17 protein-coding genes and 1 other RNA gene are annotated in these 18,736 nt (G+C 29.9%); 3 read left to right on the top strand and 15 right to left on the bottom strand.

From position 1 onward, the window contains the following. Positions 1-416: 416 nt before the first annotated feature. The 9 genes from deoC to ssrA all read right to left on the bottom strand — a co-directional run bounded on the left by deoC (position 417) and on the right by ssrA (position 6,679). Positions 417-1,055 (bottom strand): deoxyribose-phosphate aldolase, encoded by a 639-nt coding sequence (gene deoC / locus ACWOBP_RS00190; protein ID WP_455336951.1) that lies wholly within the window; start codon positions 1,053-1,055, stop codon positions 417-419. 10 nt (positions 1,056-1,065) lie between these two features. Next, on the bottom strand, positions 1,066-2,370 hold the full coding sequence (locus ACWOBP_RS00185; protein WP_455336950.1) for a thymidine phosphorylase: 1,305 nt from the start codon (positions 2,368-2,370) through the stop codon (positions 1,066-1,068). A 51-nt stretch (positions 2,371-2,421) separates the two neighbouring features. Continuing rightward, positions 2,422-2,970 (bottom strand): hypothetical protein, encoded by a 549-nt coding sequence (locus ACWOBP_RS00180; RefSeq protein ID WP_455336949.1) that lies wholly within the window; start codon positions 2,968-2,970, stop codon positions 2,422-2,424. Between the two features lie 18 nt (positions 2,971-2,988). Then, entirely contained in the window at positions 2,989-3,315 is a 327-nt protein-coding gene (locus tag ACWOBP_RS00175; protein ID WP_448904974.1) for a hypothetical protein, read from the bottom strand. Next, entirely contained in the window at positions 3,312-3,791 is a 480-nt protein-coding gene (locus tag ACWOBP_RS00170; RefSeq protein ID WP_455336948.1) for a crotonobetainyl-CoA--carnitine CoA-transferase, read from the bottom strand. Before ACWOBP_RS00170 ends, ACWOBP_RS00175 begins: the two co-directional genes overlap by 4 nt. Before the next feature lie 23 nt (positions 3,792-3,814). Continuing rightward, on the bottom strand, positions 3,815-4,804 hold the full coding sequence (gene floA, locus ACWOBP_RS00165; protein WP_455336947.1) for a flotillin-like protein FloA: 990 nt from the start codon (positions 4,802-4,804) through the stop codon (positions 3,815-3,817). A gap of 21 nt (positions 4,805-4,825) precedes the next feature. Further along, positions 4,826-5,449, bottom strand: coding sequence for an NfeD family protein (locus tag ACWOBP_RS00160; protein ID WP_455336946.1), 624 nt, complete (start codon positions 5,447-5,449; stop codon positions 4,826-4,828). Between the two features lie 6 nt (positions 5,450-5,455). Further along, positions 5,456-6,175 (bottom strand): MBL fold metallo-hydrolase, encoded by a 720-nt coding sequence (locus tag ACWOBP_RS00155; protein WP_455336945.1) that lies wholly within the window; start codon positions 6,173-6,175, stop codon positions 5,456-5,458. Positions 6,176-6,322: 147 nt separating this feature from the next. Then, positions 6,323-6,679: a transfer-messenger RNA gene (gene ssrA / locus ACWOBP_RS00150) on the bottom strand. 148 nt (positions 6,680-6,827) lie between these two features. Here ssrA and ACWOBP_RS00145 point away from each other — a divergent pair. After that, positions 6,828-8,075: a replication-associated recombination protein A gene (locus tag ACWOBP_RS00145; RefSeq protein WP_455336944.1), complete on the top strand. Its 1,248-nt coding sequence runs from the start codon at positions 6,828-6,830 to the stop codon at positions 8,073-8,075. A 44-nt stretch (positions 8,076-8,119) separates the two neighbouring features. Here the strand turns inward: ACWOBP_RS00145 and murB are convergent, their stop codons facing one another. From murB to ACWOBP_RS00115, 6 genes are all read right to left on the bottom strand, one after another. After that, positions 8,120-9,022, bottom strand: a complete 903-nt coding sequence (murB, locus tag ACWOBP_RS00140) for a UDP-N-acetylmuramate dehydrogenase (protein ID WP_455336943.1) — start codon at positions 9,020-9,022, stop codon at positions 8,120-8,122. Continuing rightward, on the bottom strand, positions 9,015-9,536 hold the full coding sequence (locus ACWOBP_RS00135; protein WP_455336942.1) for a GrpB family protein: 522 nt from the start codon (positions 9,534-9,536) through the stop codon (positions 9,015-9,017). The genes murB and ACWOBP_RS00135 overlap by 8 nt, the downstream gene beginning before the upstream one ends. A gap of 133 nt (positions 9,537-9,669) precedes the next feature. Continuing rightward, a complete protein-coding gene (locus ACWOBP_RS00130) occupies positions 9,670-10,233 on the bottom strand; it encodes a DNA-3-methyladenine glycosylase I (protein WP_455336941.1) in 564 nt (187 codons plus the stop codon). Then, complete coding sequence (gene mfd, locus ACWOBP_RS00125) at positions 10,226-13,777, bottom strand: transcription-repair coupling factor (protein ID WP_455336940.1); 3,552 nt, start codon at positions 13,775-13,777, stop codon at positions 10,226-10,228. Before mfd ends, ACWOBP_RS00130 begins: the two co-directional genes overlap by 8 nt. A 64-nt stretch (positions 13,778-13,841) precedes the next feature. Continuing rightward, entirely contained in the window at positions 13,842-14,399 is a 558-nt protein-coding gene (gene pth / locus ACWOBP_RS00120; RefSeq protein ID WP_455336939.1) for an aminoacyl-tRNA hydrolase, read from the bottom strand. A gap of 95 nt (positions 14,400-14,494) precedes the next feature. Further along, positions 14,495-15,445, bottom strand: coding sequence for a ribose-phosphate diphosphokinase (locus ACWOBP_RS00115; RefSeq protein WP_304094048.1), 951 nt, complete (start codon positions 15,443-15,445; stop codon positions 14,495-14,497). 480 nt (positions 15,446-15,925) lie between these two features. On the opposite strand from ACWOBP_RS00115, the gene glyA reads away from it, so the two are divergent. Together glyA and guaD are read left to right on the top strand one after the other, a co-directional pair. After that, positions 15,926-17,143, top strand: a complete 1,218-nt coding sequence (gene glyA, locus ACWOBP_RS00110) for a serine hydroxymethyltransferase (RefSeq protein WP_455336938.1) — start codon at positions 15,926-15,928, stop codon at positions 17,141-17,143. A gap of 212 nt (positions 17,144-17,355) precedes the next feature. Then, the gene (gene guaD, locus ACWOBP_RS00105) at positions 17,356-18,717 is read left to right on the top strand and encodes a guanine deaminase (protein WP_455336937.1); all 1,362 of its coding nucleotides are present in this window, start codon (positions 17,356-17,358) and stop codon (positions 18,715-18,717) included. The last annotated feature ends 19 nt before the right edge of the window (positions 18,718-18,736 follow it).

Genomic DNA, 18,736 nt, shown 5'->3' with positions numbered 1-18,736 from the left:
AGCCTCCCTCCTCAAAATAAAACAAAAAAAAATAATTTTTTTATTTAAAGATAATTAAAATATCACTAGTTTAAGTTCTTTTAATACATAAAAGTAATGCTTTCTTACTTTTAAAAAATAAAGATATACTTTTTCTAAAGAATTAATTAATATCAGAAAATAAAAAAGGAACGTTCTACCAATATGATGATTAACAAAATCATCATTGGTAAATCGCTCCTTATAATATTTATTAGATATACAATAACCTCTTAGGAATTATACACTAAAACTTATTAAAATTATTTTTCTATGTTAATCTGAGTTTTTTTATCTTCTTAACAGTATAACTTAATACTTTTTATCTTATCACCAGAAATTTCTTAGTTACAATAAGTAAAATAACATTTTAACATTTAGACCTTTAATAAATTATATTATTTTACAATCTCTATTCCTGAGCTTGTTCCTAATCTCTCTGCTCCAAGATCAACATATTTTTGTGCTGTTTCCTTATCTCTAACTCCACCACTTGCTTTAACTTTTGCATTGTCACCAACAACTGATTTCATTAGTTTGACATCTTCATAAGTTGCCCCGCCAGTTCCGAAACCAGTAGAAGTTTTGACAAAATCTGCTTTAGCTACTAGTGATAACTCACACGCTTTAACTTTTTCTTCATCAGTTAAATAACAAGTTTCGATAATAACTTTCAGAACATTATCACCAATTGCTTCTTTAATAAGACGAATTTCATTTTCTACATAATCAAATTCACCATCTTTTAATTTAGCAACATTGATAACCATATCTATTTCGCTTGCTCCATTTTCTACTGCCTCTTTAGCCTCGAAGACTTTTGCAGCAGTAGTCATTGCACCTAATGGAAATCCTACTACAGCCGCAACTTTAACATCAGTTCCTTGTAAAAGTTGTTTAGCATCTGCAACATAACAACCATTAACACAAACACTATAAAATTCATGTTCTATTGCTTCTTCACATAGTTTTTGAACATCAGAACTACTTGCTGTTGCCTTTAAAATTGTATGATCAATATATTTATTTAATCCCATTTCTTTACCTCTATTCTATAACTTCTAATATATTTTTAATATTTTCTATTTTGTCTTGTCCAATTACATAGGCATCTAAGACCATGGCCTTACTAGATTGAACATTTTTTTCATCGTTAAAGTAAATTTCAGCAATAACTTCACCTTTTTCCACTTTATCTCCGACTTTTTTCTTAAGCTCGATTCCTACAGCATGATCAACCTCATCTTCTTTAGTAGCACGCCCAGCACCAATAACCATCGCTGCTTTTCCTATTTCTTCTGCTTTGATTTTTGTTACATAACCATCCTCTTCTGAGAATACCTCTAATACTGATTTAGGTGTTGGTAACAGTTCGTAATTGTTTACTACTTCGCCATCTCCTCCACTTAACTCAATGAACTGTCTTAATAATTCTAAAGCATGACCATTAGCAATAACTTCATCTATTTTTTTAGTAGCTTCTTCGTATGTCTTAACTTCACCTTTGTGTTTTAAAGCTAGATAGATAATCTCATAAACTACTTCTTTAAGATCATCAGACCAGTTTCCTTTTAAAGCTTCTATTCCTTCGATAATTTCATTAGCGTTTCCGATATTATATCCTAATGGTTCTTCCATATTAGTCAGTACTGCTATGGTTTTTCTACCTACACTATTTCCAATTTCTACCATTCTACGAGATAATTCTCTCGCATCTTCAATAGTTTTCATGAAAGCACCGTCACCGACTTTTACATCTAAAATAATTAAATCAGATTGAATTGCAAGTTTCTTACTCATAATACTACTTGCTATTAATGGAATACTATCTACAGTTGCTGTTACATCGCGTAATGCATAGATTTTCTTATCTAATGGAACAATGTTGTCACTGTAACCCATTAGCCCTACCCCAGTTTTACTAGCTACTTCCACTAGCTCTTCTTTTGTTGTACTGAATTTAAAATTTCTAATAGCTTCGAACTTATCAATCGTTCCTCCAGTATGACCTAAACCTTTACCAGACAACTTTGTTGTAGCCATTCCTACAGCTGATAAGATAGGGCCTAAAACTACAGTAACCTTGTCACCTACTCCACCTGTAGAATGTTTATCAACAAGATAATGATTTAAATCGTCAAAATAAATTGTATCTCCAGAATCCCTCATAGTTAAAGTGAAGTTAGTAAGTTCATCTTTTGTCATATTATTAAAATAAACAGACATTAAAAATGAACTCATCTGATAATCAGGTACCGTTCCTTTAAGATAGCCCTCTAGTAAAAATTCAATTTCAGCCTTTGTAAGTTCTTTATTTTTTTTCTTTTTATCTATGATATCAACAACTCTCATAGTTTATTCTCCTTAAATATTTTTCATTTAAATATAAACAAATATATCTTCTTAAAAATCTTTACAATAAAAATTCGTCATACTATATTTTTCATTCTCTATATAAATATTATTAGATACTTCTAATATCTGCAAACTCTTCTTATCTTTTAATACTTTATACAGCTCTTCTTGACTTTTTTTACTATATACTATTTTATCACGAATCGTGTATATTTTGTACCCTAATAATGTTAACGCATAATTTTTATAACTAAGCATCGTACAGAATAATAGATAAAAGATGAATACTAATATAGTAATTTTAAAAATTAATTGTACTTTTTGATTTATTATTAAAAATGTAATAATTATCACTAAAACTAAATAATAGTAATCTATACCTTTTTGTTTAAATATTTCTTTTTTTTCACAAACAAATATGTTTGTAGGTTTACTTGCATTTTGAATTATTAAGAAAAAAATAGATATTATCGTTAGTATTGTAGTTAATATGAGTGCATCTAAATCTTGTTTTACAAAAGTATAAATAAGTAAAACAAAATAAAGAGGCATAAATGAATAAATGCAATAACTAATATAGTTAAATGATTTTTTCATCTCATACCTCCTAATTTATTATCTTTTACTTTTTGGTTTAGACAAAATCTCCGAAAAAATTATATCATTCACAATTTTTTCTTTATCAAAAGTTAAAGAGTTTGAAAATATTTCTTTTTCTTTATCTACTATAACACGTGGTTTTCTTTCAAAAAATTGTTGCTGAGAAGATTCATGTTTTGGAATACGATTATCCCTTTGATTATACTCTTTATAAACTTGTTTAGGTACTTTCTTCTGCTTAACTTTCTTAACAGTTTCTTTATTATTTTTTTTATTGTTCTTGGCTTTATCAATAATAAGTGAAACTATTAGGAAAATTATAGGAATCGCTAAACTACTCATCTTCCCCTCCTAGAGTTTCTGTTAAGATACTCATTTGCAATCAATCCTCGAACAAGATTTTCTTGAGAAAACTCTAATTTTTTAGTATTGCTTTTAAAATTACTTGGCTGATCAAAATTTCTTTGCATCGAAAACTTATTACGACCTTTATTGTAATTTTCACTATAATACTGTTGATATTTGTTCATAGTAGAGTTATCAACTTGTTGTTCATATATATCTTCTTCATAAACTTGTTGATTAGATAAAGAACTTTGTCTATTTCTAAATTCATTAGAATCCTTATTTGCAGTTTCTTTGATTCTTTTCATCTCTTCAACTGCCTTTAGCGCTTGAGCTCGAGCATTGTCTAGCTCCATTTGTTTTGAATTATCTAAATTTTTTCTGTATCTTTTACTGTCAGAAGCAAAAACCATTGCGAAAATAGCAAAAATTATGATAAATGTTATTGGTGCTGCGAAAATTAAAAATGACATTTCACATCCTCCTTTTTATCTAATTATTTACCTGCTCCTGTTTCAGGTTGTGACATACGTTTAATTGAATCTCTCATACCTGTATCAGCTTCTAAATTCTTATAATTCATATAATCCATAATACCTAGATTACCTTGTTGGAAAGCTTTCGCCATTGCTAGTGGTAATTCAGCTTCAGCTTCTACAACTTTCGCACGCATTTCTTGGATTCTAGCTTTCATCTCTTGCTCAGCTGCAACCGCCATTGCACGACGTTGTTCAGCTTTTGCTTGTGCTATATTCTTATCAGCAATAGCTTGTTCAGTTTGTAAATTAGCACCGATATTTTGACCGATGTCAACATCCAGAATATCAATCGATAAGATCTCAAATGCAGTACCAGCATCTAATCCTTTATCTAAAATTGTTTTAGAAATTCTATCAGGATTTTCTAAAACTACTGTATGCGATTCAGAAGAACCAATTGTAGAAACAATACCTTCACCTACACGGGCAATAACAGTCTCCTCTCCAGCTCCCCCTACAAGACGCTCAATATTTGCACGAACTGTAATTCTAGCTTTAGCTTTAACCTCAATACCATTAATTGCAACCCCTGCAATATATGGTGTTTCAATAACTTTCGGGTTAACACTCATTTGAACCGCTTGAAGAACATCACGTCCTGCTAAATCAATAGCTGCACAGCGCTCAAATGTTAAACTTACTATATTAGCTCTGTGGGCTGCGATAAGAGCGTTAATTACTCTATCCACATTCCCCCCTGCCAAATAGTGACTTTCTAGTTGATTAATAGTAACTGCCAATCCTGCTTTGTGTGCTTTAATCATCGGATTAATTACTCTACTTGGAATAACACGTCTCAACCTCATACCAACAAGTGTGAAAATACTCACCTTCACTCCTGCTGCAATCGCACTGATCCAAAGACCAAGTGGAAAGAAAGTAAAGAAGATTGATAGCACAATCAGCACTACTACTACAATTATACCTGTAAAAACTAATTCTGGCATAATACTACCTCCTTATTTTATTTATATTTTCTTAACAACTATACGCATTCCTTCAACACGTATAATTACAATTTCATTACCCTTTTCTATGAAATCTCCATCAGTAACCACGTCCAATTTTTCGTCACCAAATACAGCAACACCCGCTGGACGTAAATCCGTATATGCTTTTAATTTCTTCCCTACTAATTCTACTCTACTCTCACTAGCTACATAGCCATCTTCTGTAGAAATAGAATCATTCAAGACAAGTCTATCTAAAAACATCAGTTTTTTATGGAAAACATTTCGATTTACATAATATAGTATCACTGCAAGAATTAGAGATACTACAAGTATAAAAGCAATATAATATGTTGATTTATTCACATAAATTATCGCATATATTACGGTAATGATTCCTACAGTCCCTACTATTCCTCCAGGTATAAACATTTCTAGTCCAATTAGGGCTAATCCCCCAATGAACAGCAATAATACAAAAATGCTTAATCCTGTAGAATAAGAATGAAGGGCTATATATGTCGCCAAACTAAGTATAGATAATATTCCAAATAAGTTAAACTTTTTTGAGAACAATTGTTGGCAAAAAGTTAACGACATTGTAACTAAAAGAATCCAATCGAGTGACATCATTAAATCCATTTATAATCACCTCATTTTTGCATATTCTTTTTCTAGATAGTCTAACAATTCTTCCCTTGTGAAAATATTCCCATGCCCAGGAACAGCATGTTCAAAGTCAAGAATCGATATTCTATCTATATAATCACGAAGCTTTTGTTTATTATATGCCATCGGTTTTGTATAGTAATTTTTAGCGTGACTATCACCTAAAAACAATACTTTCTCCTCTGGAATATAAATTAAAAATGCATCATTAGAATGTGAGTTACTATTGTATATACAATTAATTTTAACTCCTCCAAGATTTAAATTGAAATCTGCCATTTTAGGCATATCTGGTATTCTAATTTTTATCTCATGATTTTCATACACTCTCTTTATAACATCGGCACTGTATTTTATCTCCGTTCCATCCTTGACTCTTTGATACAAACTCTCATCATCCCATTCTAGTTGAGATAATTCTATTAAAGATTCTCTAGCTCTATCAGTAGCGATTACTGGAATTTCTAAATACGCCGCTCCAAAACTATGATCCCAGTGATGGTGTGTTAATATCACATAACTTGGCATTGGTAAGTCATTTTCTTTTAATTCTTTTAGAAAATTTTCCACTTGCACAGGTCCATTTCCTGAATCTAACATTACCGAGAAGTATTCCCCCCTTACATAACCAAGTGTTGGTTCTAAATACATATATCGTTGTTTTGTATAATAAAATCTATCTGAAAATTTAATTAGCATTCTTTTTACTTCCTTTTGATTATAGTTACATTATACCACACAGAAAATGTAAAGTATATTAATATATTTGAACATTTACGTGTTTAATTACCTTTAATATAAAAAGAAAGAAAGCAATACCAAAGAGGTTTACTTTCTTTAAATTTTAAATGGAGATGGCGGGATTTGAACCCGCGTCCAAAAATACCTCCCCTTAGCTTCTACATGTTTAGTTTACCTATTAAATTTAATTCTCCACTTAAGCCGATAAACAGGCAATGAAAAACGAGTTTGATTAATCTCTTATTTTTTTCTACAAACGGAAGAAAAAAACCGTAGACTGCTAAAAATGAACCGATTAGCTTTGTCACAGTCAAACAAAGTAATCAGCCTTTAGCTTATTAAGCTGCTAAAGCGTAATTTGTTTTTTCGCCAGTTATATTTAACTGATGTGTTGTTAAAGGAGACAACCCTCCTACATGCCACCAAGAAGACTAGCATCCCTGTCGAATCCTAAACATCCCCTAATTGTGATTATTATATTTTATCATAAATTTCAAAATATGTAAAATTTTATTATCTCTAGTGTATTCTATGATTTAAATTAAACTCTTAACATCATTAATCATTATTATGATATAATAATTTATATAACAAAACTAAAGGAGGAACCATGGAAACACTTATTAATAAATTACGTCCAAGTAAAATCGATGATATTATCGGTCAACATCATTTAATCGGTGATGGAAAAGTTCTTACTAAAATAGTAGAAAGCAAAAAAATGTTCTCGTTTATTCTATATGGTCCCCCTGGAACTGGAAAAACTTCAATTGCAAATGCATTAGCTAATGAACTAGATTATAAATTTAAGATATTAAATGCTGTAAATTGTACAAAAAAGGACTTACAAACTGTAATCGAAGAATCTAAAAGATTTAAAAAAGTTATTCTTCTTCTCGATGAATTTCACAGACTAACTAAACCTATGCAAGATATCCTACTTCCTGAAATCGAGTTTGACAATATTTACGTTATTGGATGCACAACGAATAATCCATATCATACTGTTAATCCTGCAATTAGATCGCGTTTAATTATTTTCGAATTACAACAAGTTTCTAACGATGACATTTATGAATATCTAAAAAAAATATCAAACAATAAAGAAATCTTCCCAAAAGATTTAACAATCGAAGATGATGTTTTTAAAACAATCGCTCTAAACTCTTCAGGTGATTTAAGATTCTCATTAAATACTTTTGAGATTTTATATAATTTATCAAATGAAGGTGAAATTGTTACAAATGATAAGCTATTAAATTTATCTCTAGGAAAATTCAAAGCATACGACAAAGATGGTGATGCTTTTTATGACATCATCAGCGCTTTTCAAAAGTCTATACGTGGAAGTGATGTAGATGCATCGTTATACTACCTAGCTCTTTTAATTGATAGTGGTGACTTAGATACAATCTATAGAAGAATGAGCGTTATAGCTTATGAAGATATCGGTCTTGCTAATCCAAACATCGGACCTTTTGTCCATGCTGCTATTGAAAGTGCGAAGATGCTCGGCCTCCCTGAAGCAAGAATCCCTTTATCGAATGCAGTTATCCAACTAGCACTTTCTTTAAAATCAAATAGTGCTTATATGGCTATCGACAATGCACTACACGAAACTAAAACAAATCCAAAATTCATAATTCCTGATTATTTGAGAGATGCACATTATTACGGTGCTGATAAACTAAATCGTGGAGTCGGATATCAATATCCACACAATCATCCAACAGGTTATATTAAGCAGCAATATCTTCCAGATAACTTAGTAGGCAGAACATTCTACACACCAAAAACAAATAATAAAAATGAACAAAATCTAGCACAATATAAAAAATTTATAGATAATATAAAATAAAGAAAACAGTAGTAACTCAAAATTATTCGAGTTACTACTGTTTTCTATTCACCTAATATTTTAACTTCACACTCAAGTTCAATACCTGAATCTTCTAAAACTTTTTTCTGAACTTCTTTAATTAAGTTTTTATAATCTTCACAAGTTGCTGAATTTATATTAACCATAAATCCTGCATGTTTTTTAGACACTTGAGCACCACCTACAGTTAAACCTTGTAAGCCAGCATCTTGGATTAATTTCCCTGCGAAATGACCTTCTGGTCGTTTAAATACAGAACCACATGAAGGGTATTCTAAAGGTTGCTTATCTGAACGCATTTTATTTAATTCTTCCACTTTAGAGATAATTTCTTCTTTGTTTCCTTTTTTCATTTGGAAATAAACTTTAGAAATGATTTCCTTAGTTTCTTGAATTATAGAATGTCTATATGAAAATTCCATTTGTTCATTAGTATATATTTTCTTTTCACCGTTTTTAGTGAAAACTTCAACCTTTTGAACAACTTCTTTCATTTCGCCACCATATGCTCCAGCATTCATGAAGATTGCTCCACCTACACTACCTGGAATCCCACATGAGAATTCAAGATTAGTTAGGCTATTTTCGATACAAAAATTAGTAAGTTCTTTTAATGTTAATCCAGCATAACAAGAAATAACATCGTCTTCTAGTAACTCTATATCATTCATATCACTAGTTAAAGCTACTATTCCTTGAATCCCATTATCAGAAATTAATACATTCGAACCATTACCTAGTATAGTTAATGCAATATTATTTTCATTGCTGTATTCTATTATATTTTGTAAATCTTTTTCGTTATTTATTTTCACTAAAATCTCAGCATTACCGCCTGTTTTTGTAAAGCTATAATTTCTTAAAGGTTCGTTATATAATACTTCACTACTTTGAAGAATATCTTCAATATTTTTTATTTTAATCATTATTTTCAATCCTTTTTAAAATTTCATTTATAAATATTAATTTTTGTACTAAATAATCTTTAAATGAAAGTTCTTTGTTCATATTTTTGAATAAATTATAGTCATCTTTTAACTTATTAGCACCAAAAACTTCTCTAGCTTTTATAAAATCTTTATGTACTTCTGTATCACGTTGAACAACATTTAGTAATACATCATAACTCATAGTTAAGTAATCCGTTATTCGTGCGTACTTAATAACACCTTTTATCCCATTATGAGAAATTCGATGATAACCTATATTATTTAATCTTTTTTCATCAAATGTTGTTATTTCATGTAGATTCTCAACAACAACAAGAATATCTACAATTTTTTCTCCGAATACCTGTGTAGTACTAGTTGCTCCAATATGTAAAAACTCACATTTCGGCATTTTAGGGATTTCTTGTATTTTTTTTATTTCTTCTAAAAATATGTCAACAAAGACTTCATTGTCTTTTATTTCTTCAATTTTAACAATTCTCTTATCCATTTATAAAATCCAATCTTGTAATTAAATATCCTAATCTATTATAGACGTTATTTTATTTAAAGTAAAGCTATATCTGGATTTCATCTATGAGCTAAGTAAATAAACTTATGATATTAACTACATTGTTTATTTACTAACAGCATTCTTCATAACAAAAACAACCTTTTTCATGATCATTTATCATTCCAATCGCTTGTAAATAGCTATAGATAATAGTACCACCTACAAAACTAAATCCTCTTTTTTTCAAATCTTTACTAATCTTTATAGAAAGCTCAGATTCACTTGGTGCATCTTTATAGCTTGTTAATTTATTATTAATTTTTTTATAGTCTGTAAAACTCCAGATATACTTATCAAAACTTCCAAACTCTTTTTGTACTTTGATAAATGCAAGAGCATTTTTTCTAACTGAATAGATTTTCAATTTATTTCTTATAATGCCCTCATCTTCCCTTAATGATTCTAAATATTCATCTGTATAATTTGCACAAATATTATAATCAAAATTATCAAAAGCTCGTTTAAAATTCTCTCGTTTTTTTAATATTAATGACCAGCTTAAACCAGCTTGCATACCCTCTAACACTAAGTACTCGAATAGCAATTGGTCGTCATGAGTTTCTCTTCCCCACTCAGTATCATGATATTCAATTTCTAAGGGATCTTTTGCCCATGGACATCTATGTTTATTCATGTTCGGCCTCCAAATTACCATTTACTAAAGTAAGCATGTCTCTAATTCGTCTGATACTATATCTTTCTTTTTTATCAATCTCTAAGAAAAATCCATCCTTCGCAATAATACGAGTATCTTTATGAGGAGTTAATGCCGTAAATAATTCTTTTCCTTTTAGATTATTCATAATTTCTTTATCGAATGTTATAACAACTTTATTTGCTAATTCTTTTATGCTAGTAACCATAGTATTTTTCGCCATAACTTTTAAATAACAAATATCTATTAGATTATTTACTTCTTCTCCAAAATCAGAGAATCTATCAATTAAATCTTCAACAATACTTTCTATTTCTTCATCATTAACAACATTGTTCAATCTCTTATAGAAATCTATTTTATCTGCATCACTAGAGATATACTCTTTTGGAATAAAAGCATCTACATTAAGCTTGATTTCAAGGTCATCAGTCTCAACTTCGAAAATATCTTTTTTAATTTTCGGAGCCGCTTCTTTTATTATATTTTCATAGTAACTTACATCTTGAGTTCTATCCTGCTCTAATAAAGGTTCTAAAATCCCTTTTTTAGCTTGAATTTCTTGTTCTAACATTTGAGAATATAACGTATAACCTACTGAATCGATGAATCCATGTTGTCTTCCACCTAAGACATCCCCTGCTCCTCGAATCGATAAATCCTGCATAGCGATCTTAAATCCACTTCCTAGAGATGTAAAGTTCTTAATTGCTGATAATCTTTTCTCTGAGTTTTCAGTTAACGATTTAAATGGTTCATACATCAAGTAAGCATATGCTTCTCTGCTACTACGACCTACTCGTCCACGAAGTTGATACAACTGACTTAATCCAAAACGATCAGCATCCTCTACTATTAGTGTATTTACATTTGAAATATCAATACCAGTCTCGATAATAGTAGTAGAAATTAACATATCATATTTTCTATCTATAACATCAGTCATAATATTCTCAAGTTCTCTTTGACTCATACGACCATGTGCATAAGCTATGTTAATATCAGGTAATAATCTTTTTAGCTCTAAATACTTTTCATCGATTGTCTCTACTCTATTATAAACATAGAAAACCTGTCCTCCACGATTTACCTCATTCATAACCGCTTCTTTGATAACCATTTTATTCTGAGCTGTTACGAATGTCTGGATAGGTTGACGTTCTCTTGGTGGTGTCTCTATTACAGATAAGTCCCTAATTCCAATTAAACTCATATGCAGTGTTCTTGGGATTGGTGTGGCACTAAGAGTTAATACATCAACAGTATTTTTAAGATGTTTTATTTTTTCTTTATGTTTAACTCCAAAACGTTGCTCTTCATCTATTATTAATAATCCAAGATCTCTGTATTTAAACTTATCATTCAATAACTTATGAGTTCCAACAATAATATCAATCTTACCTTCTTCAAGTTTTTTACAAATTTCTGTAATATCTTTTGCAGATTTAAATCTACTTACAACCTCTATATTAATAGGGAAATTCGCAAATCTACTTACAAAGTTATCATAGTGTTGTTCAGCAAGTAGCGTTGTCGGAACTAATACTGCGACTTGCTTATTATCCGTAACGGCCTTAAATGCAACTCTCATCGCTACTTCCGTCTTACCAAATCCAACGTCTCCGCATAGCAGTCTGTCCATTGGACGTTCTTTTTCCATATCTCTTTTAATCTCTTCAGTAGCTTTTACTTGATCTTCAGTTGGTGTAAATGCAAAATCTGCTTCAAATTCAGCTTGCATACTACCATCAATGCTATACGCATAACCTGAACTCAATTCACGTTTAATATATAACTTAATAAGATCCTCAGATATATCCTCGATTTCTTTACGAACTCTACTCTTAGTCTTCTGCCAATTTTTGGTACCAAGTTTATTTAATGCGGGTTTTCTATTATCTGTAGAAGCGGTATATTTTTGAATATAGTTCATATTATTTATATCTACATAAATAATATCTCCACCGTCATAAACAATTTTTAAGAAGTCTTTAAATACTCCCCCTACTTCTACATTCTCAATACCTTCATATAAGCCAATACCATGACTAACATGAACAATATAATCCCCAATATTTAGTTCTTGGTAGTTTCTTATTTTTTCTGAATTAGTATATTTGAATTTTACACGTCGTTTTTTTCTTTCTTCTTCAGTAAATAGTTCACGTGGCGTTAATAGGAATATTTTATTTTTTCTATCTTCTAATCCCTTAAGGTGATATTTATTAACATCAATAAAAATTTTTCCTTCTTTAACACCATAATAAATGTCATCATAAAAATAATTATCAAATAACACTTTCTCAACATAATCTTTTTGTTTTTGTGTATTTAACGAAATAATTACCTTATAATTATCTGTAATCTTCTCTCTAATTTCTTTAGCTAAATACTCTTCACTAGAATAATAAGCTAAGTCGATTATATCTAAGTTATAATTTTTTTCTATAATCTTGTCATTTAGTTTTAAAGTAGATAAGTAGTATTTTCTAGTATCTAAATTTTGAATCTTTTCGAAGGCTATATTATCTATTACATCTTGATAGATATAACCTCTATTCATCTCCTGTAAACTTGTTAAAAAATACTCTCTTAATCCTTCTATTTTTTCTAAAATTTTATGATAATTATCATAGAAGACTATAGTATCATCGTTTAAATAATCAGCAATACTATATGCATTTTCATAAATTAAATTCGAGAAACTCTCTAAGTCACTGAAATCCCCAGTTGCTCTATAGATTTCTATTTTTTCTTTAAGATAAGTGCTAATCTCTTGATAATTTTCATCTTCTTGTATCTTTTTATCATCCAATTTAGCAAGTATTTTTTCTACAACTATATCTTTTTCTTCAGAAGTAAGGAAAAAATCACTTGTTGGATAAATAACTGCACTATCGATTCTATCTAGAGATCTTTGAGTAATTTCATCAAAAATCCTCATACTATCAAGCTCATCATCAAAGAAATCTAATCGTATCGGCTTTTCACTTAGAGGACTAAAAATATCAACTATACTACCTCTTTTTGAAAACTCTCCAACTACATCAACACTTTCAACTCTTCGATACCCCATATTTACAAGTTTTCTTTGTAATTCATCAAAACTTATAACAGTGTCCTCATTAATTTCAAAACTATTATTTTTGAAATCACTAGGATTTTTTACTGTTCTATAGATAGCTTCTATTGGAATAATAATTATGCTTTGTATATTATGAACTAGGTTCTCAAGTACTTTTATTGAATTTTGGACTAGATCATTACTTTTAGATGTATGACGTTTTAATATATCGATTTCTGGATATATATATGTTTCTCCTTCAAAATCACTTAAAATTGTAAATAACTCTTCAGCCTCTGCTTTACTTTGTGATAAGACCACAACAGTCTTATCACTTTGTTTATACTCATTATATATCTCCAAAGCACGTGTTGTTAAATTTTGTCCATAAACCCCTATGTTTTTATATTTTTTCTCGAATTCTAAATCTACAATTTGTAAAAGATTGTCTTTAATCATATACGCTCCTTTCTACGACAAATAGCAGCAGAGGGGAATTTCCTTCCTCTAATGCTGCGATTTTTTAGTTATATTTATTCATCAGATCAACAAAAGTCATTTTTGAAAAATCTTCAATACAATTTATACTTTTCGAATAAATTTTTTCAATTTCAACCATTTCATCTTTTGAAAATCTTCCTAAAACATAATCAACTACCTTCATAGGTGGGGTTGGTCTATCAATACCAATTTTTAATCTATTAAATTTTTCTGTTCCAAGGTGACTTATTATACTCTTAATACCATTGTGTCCACCACTACTTCCTTTAGCTTTAAGTTTAAAGTTCGCAGTTTTCGTATCTAAGTCATCATAGATTATCAAAATATCTTCTATATCAATTTCAAAATAATCATAAAACTTGCCTACTGCTTCTCCAGATAAATTCATATATGTTGTAGGTTTAATTAATAAATATTTAATTCCATTGTGATACTTCATAGCATATTCTGCATTGAATTTAGTTTTATCAAAACTTACATTCCAAGATTTTGCTAGTTCATCTAGAACCATAAAACCAATATTATGTCTTGTATTTTCATATTGTTTTCCTGGATTTCCTAATCCAACTATTAATTTCATAGATTATCCTCTCTTTATTTTATTTACTATCGAAAATATGACTTAAAGAAGGCAACGGACTCCGCTGCCTTCTCTAAGCTAGATTTAATTAATTATTATTCAAAAAGAACACTTACAGGTTCGTTATTGTGGATTTTGTAAATAGCCTTAGCTATTAAATCACCTACACATAACGGTACCATTTTATCTAATTTTTTCTCTTCTGGTATATCTATTGTGTTAGCATATACTAATTCTTTAATTGGAGAATTTTCAATTCTATCTAATGCTTGTCCACTTAATACAGCGTGTGAGCAACTTGCATAAACTTCTTTTGCTCCTCTATCTTTAAGTGCTTGTGCTCCTAAAGTAATAGTTCCTGCTGTATCGATAATATCATCTATAAGGATACATGTTTTTCCTTCAATGTTACCTACGATATTCATAACTTCAGCAACATTTGGTTTTGGTCTTCTCTTATCGATAATCGCGATTGGTGTATTTAATGCGTCTGCTAGTTTTCTAGCACGTGTTACACCACCGTGGTCTGGTGATACAACAACCACTTCTTCCATATCTGGAAGTTTTTCTTTGAAATATTTCGCAATAATTGGTACACACATAAGGTGATCAACTGGAATATCAAAGAATCCTTGAATTTGAAGAGCGTGAAGATCTAATGCGATTATACGATCTGCTCCTGCTACTTCTAATAAGTTAGCTACTAGTTTAGCAGTAATTGGTTCACGACTTCTTGCTTTTCTATCTTGACGTGCATATCCGTAATAAGGAATTACAACGTTAATAGTGTCCACTGAAGCACGTTTAAGTGCATCTATCATAATTAATAAAGTCATTAAGTTGTCATTTACAGGGCCACTAGTTGATTGTAGTACGAATACTTCGCTACCACGTACACTTTCCTCTATATTAATTGAAACCTCTCCGTCACTGAATTTTTTAACACTACATTTACTTAACTCTACTCCTAGTGACTTCGCTACTTGTTGTGCTAATGGAATATTAGCATTTAATGAAAACAGCTTTAATGGTTTATCTACAAGCATATTAAATTTTTCTCCTTAAAATTTGGTTCGATAGTAATACAGATGTATTCCATTGATTATTATAGCATAAATATTAAAGAATTTCTACTAATTCAAGTATAGGCCAATTAAAATCCATTAATTTTTTTACTATTTACAAACTTTTATTTATCTAAAATTCATTTCTTGTTATTATATTAATGTTTTTTACATTAAAACTAAATTTTTTTTCGTTAGCCTATTGCAATTGATATTTAATAATATAAATTTTAACATTCGGTTTTCATAGCTTATTTTCTATATTTTTTAATGATTTTGAATATTTCAATTATTTTTTAGTTTATTTATTATTCATACTATGCTATTATTATAAGACATAGAATAAAAGAAAATTTATAGAGATTTTAACTTTTAAATTTACCTAATTTTTTATTCAAGTTTTTATTTTATAGAACTATACTTTTCTTTTTTCTAAATAAATACAATTAAAGGAGTACCATTATGGATAAAATTTTTGAACTTATTGAAAAAGAACAACATAGGCAAGATACTAACATTGAACTTATTGCAAGTGAAAACTTTGTTTCTAAAGACATTCTAAAAGCTACAGGAAGTATTTTAACAAATAAATACGCTGAAGGTTATCCTGGAAAAAGATACTATGATGGATGTGAAGTAATTGACGAAATAGAATCTCTTGCAATAGATAGATTAAAAGAACTTTATGATGCAAAATTTGCAAACGTGCAAGCCCACTCAGGATCAAGTGCAAACATCGCAGTTTACTTATCTTTATTAACACCTGGTGATACTGTTTTAGGGATGAGTATGGATGCTGGTGGACACCTAACTCACGGTAGCAAAGTTAACTTCTCAGGAAAACTATTTAATGCTGTTTCTTATGGCGTGACAAAAGATACGCATCTTATTGATTACGATGAAGTACTTCGTATTGCTAAAGAACATAAACCAAAAATGATCATAGCTGGATCAAGTGCATATTCTCGTATTATCGATTTTGCTAAATTTAGAGAAATTGCTGATGAAGTAGGTGCTTACTTAATGGTCGATATGGCTCATATCGCCGGTCTTGTAGCTGCTGGTCTACATCCAAATCCACTTCCATACGCTGATGTTGTAACATCAACGACACATAAAACATTAAGAGGGCCTCGTGGTGGTATTATTCTTACAAACAATGAGGAAATTGCAATAAAAATTAATAAAATGATTTTCCCAGGTGCACAAGGAGGACCATTAGAACATGTTGTTGCTGCAAAAGCAATTTGTTTTGCTGAAGCTCTTAAACCTGAATTCAAAGTATACCAACAACAAGTAGTAAAAAATATGCAAGCGATGGTAGAAGCGTTTAAAGCCAACAATATTCCTGTTGTTTCAAATGGTAGTGACAACCACCTATGTCTTATCGATACATATTCTACTTATAATGTAACTGGACACGATGCTAGTGATCTATTAAGTAAAGCTAAAATCACATGTAATAAAAATGGTATTCCATTCGATACATTACCACCAATGAAAACTAGTGGATTACGTTTAGGAGCTGCTGCTATGACTTCTAAGGGTTATGTAGAAGAAGACTTTGTAGAAATTACAAATATCATTTGTGATTTATTAAAACAAGGTGAAAACTATTTAGAAAAAGCTAAAGAAAGAGTAGCAACTTTAGTAGCTAAAGAAAGAAAAGAATTTAGATAAAAATAATAATTCAAACGGGACTGACTCAACAAAATCGATTTCTCTGAAATCACGATTTTTGAGTCACTCCTGTTTTTTTACGAACTTTAAAGTTTAATTAACACTTTTAATGTTCGTCTTTTTAAAAAAAATTTTTAAGTTTTATATTTTTCTGTTGACAACGTTCGTTTTTCATGTTATATTTATAAAAATTCTTTAGGAGAAATGAAAATATGGAAACCGAAAAAATTATTAAAGCATCTTTTTTTCATAGTCCAAAGTATGGTGAAATTGAATTTTTAGAACAGGCTATACTTTTAGTTTCTGATAATGGAATTATTTCTGAAATTATTAAAAAAGAAGATGAAAATTATCAACAAATATTAAATCAATACTCACATAATAGTAACTTTATTGATTTTAAAGATAAAGTTCTTTTACCTGGTTTTATCGATTTACACATCCATGCTCCACAATGGCCACAAGCAGGACTTGCTTTGGATGACGAATTAAGCCACTGGTTAAATAATTTTACCTTCCCTTTAGAATCAAAATATAAAGATATCAACTACGCACGAGAAGTTTATACTGATCTAGTAAAAACATTATTAGCTAATGGTACTACTTCTGCAATGTACTTTGGAACTATTCATAATGATGCTACTCTCGAATTAGCAAAAATTTGTGCTAATTTGGGACAAAGAGGGTTCGTCGGAAAAGTAGTTATGGATGATGACATTATGAATCCTGATTTTTACCGAGATAATAGTACACAAGAAGCTATTGAAAATACTGAGAAGTTTATCAATGATGTACAGAAGCTTTCAAAAGATGTACCTCAAGGTGTATATCCAGTTATTACTCCACGTTTTGTTCCAAGTTGTACAGACAATACTCTTTTAGAGCTAGGGAAATTAGCAAAGAAATATAACTGCTATATACAAAGTCATTGTAGCGAAAGTGATTGGGAGCATAATTTCGTTCTTGAACGATTTGGAAAAAGAGATACCGAAGTTTTGAATCAATTTGGTCTACTAACTGATAAGTCAATAATGGCTCATGGTAATTTTATTAACTCAGAAGATGCTAATATTTTCAAAAATAATAAATCTTCAGTTTGTCACTGTCCTATTTCTAACTCATATTTTGCTAATGCAGTTTTACCTGTTAGCAGACTGAAAAAACAAGGTTTAAATATTTGTTTAGGTACTGATATCTCCGGAGGGTTCTCCCCTAGCCTATATGACAATATAAAACATACGGTCATGGCTAGTAGGATGTTAAATGACGGAGTTGACAATAGACTGGAAGCTAGTTGTCGTGGTAATCATGATTCAAAAGTGAGTGTATTTGAAGCATTTTATCTTGCAACTACTGGTGGTGGTGAAGCTTTAAAATTACCACTAGGGATTTTTAAAGAGGGGTATATTTGCGATTTCCAAGTCATCGATATCAATATACCAATAAATAAACTTCCAAATTATTTAGATAATGAAGAAGAAAAACACCTTCTTCAAAAAATATTATACCTTTCTACTTCAGAAAATATTCGTGAAGTTTGGGTTCAAGGTAAACAAATTCTAAAAAAAGATTAATAACATAAAAATAAAAAAG

It is taken from the genome of Gemella parahaemolysans, assembly GCF_053758945.1.
Note: the sequence above shows the minus strand (reverse complement) of the source record. Positions and strands in the feature narration are given on the sequence as shown.

Excerpts from the sequence above, each read along its gene's own strand:
- deoC (WP_455336951.1), bottom strand. The coding sequence starts at position 1,055 with ATGGGATTAAATAAATATATTGATCATACAATTTTAAAGGCAACAGCA.
- ACWOBP_RS00170 (WP_455336948.1), bottom strand. The coding sequence starts at position 3,791 with ATGTCATTTTTAATTTTCGCAGCACCAATAACATTTATCATAATTTTT.
- guaD (WP_455336937.1), top strand. The coding sequence starts at position 17,356 with ATGGAAACCGAAAAAATTATTAAAGCATCTTTTTTTCATAGTCCAAAG.
- ACWOBP_RS00135 (WP_455336942.1), bottom strand. The coding sequence starts at position 9,536 with ATGGATAAGAGAATTGTTAAAATTGAAGAAATAAAAGACAATGAAGTC.
- ACWOBP_RS00145 (WP_455336944.1), top strand. The coding sequence starts at position 6,828 with ATGGAAACACTTATTAATAAATTACGTCCAAGTAAAATCGATGATATT.
- ACWOBP_RS00175 (WP_448904974.1), bottom strand. The coding sequence starts at position 3,315 with ATGAGTAGTTTAGCGATTCCTATAATTTTCCTAATAGTTTCACTTATT.
- pth (WP_455336939.1), bottom strand. The coding sequence starts at position 14,399 with ATGAAATTAATAGTTGGATTAGGAAATCCAGGAAAACAATATGAAAAT.
- glyA (WP_455336938.1), top strand. The coding sequence starts at position 15,926 with ATGGATAAAATTTTTGAACTTATTGAAAAAGAACAACATAGGCAAGAT.
- ACWOBP_RS00160 (WP_455336946.1), bottom strand. The coding sequence starts at position 5,449 with ATGGATTTAATGATGTCACTCGATTGGATTCTTTTAGTTACAATGTCG.
- ACWOBP_RS00180 (WP_455336949.1), bottom strand. The coding sequence starts at position 2,970 with ATGAAAAAATCATTTAACTATATTAGTTATTGCATTTATTCATTTATG.
- floA (WP_455336947.1), bottom strand. The coding sequence starts at position 4,804 with ATGCCAGAATTAGTTTTTACAGGTATAATTGTAGTAGTAGTGCTGATT.
- ACWOBP_RS00115 (WP_304094048.1), bottom strand. The coding sequence starts at position 15,445 with ATGCTTGTAGATAAACCATTAAAGCTGTTTTCATTAAATGCTAATATT.
- ACWOBP_RS00155 (WP_455336945.1), bottom strand. The coding sequence starts at position 6,175 with ATGCTAATTAAATTTTCAGATAGATTTTATTATACAAAACAACGATAT.
- mfd (WP_455336940.1), bottom strand. The coding sequence starts at position 13,777 with ATGATTAAAGACAATCTTTTACAAATTGTAGATTTAGAATTCGAGAAA.
- murB (WP_455336943.1), bottom strand. The coding sequence starts at position 9,022 with ATGATTAAAATAAAAAATATTGAAGATATTCTTCAAAGTAGTGAAGTA.
- ACWOBP_RS00130 (WP_455336941.1), bottom strand. The coding sequence starts at position 10,233 with ATGAATAAACATAGATGTCCATGGGCAAAAGATCCCTTAGAAATTGAA.
- ACWOBP_RS00185 (WP_455336950.1), bottom strand. The coding sequence starts at position 2,370 with ATGAGAGTTGTTGATATCATAGATAAAAAGAAAAAAAATAAAGAACTT.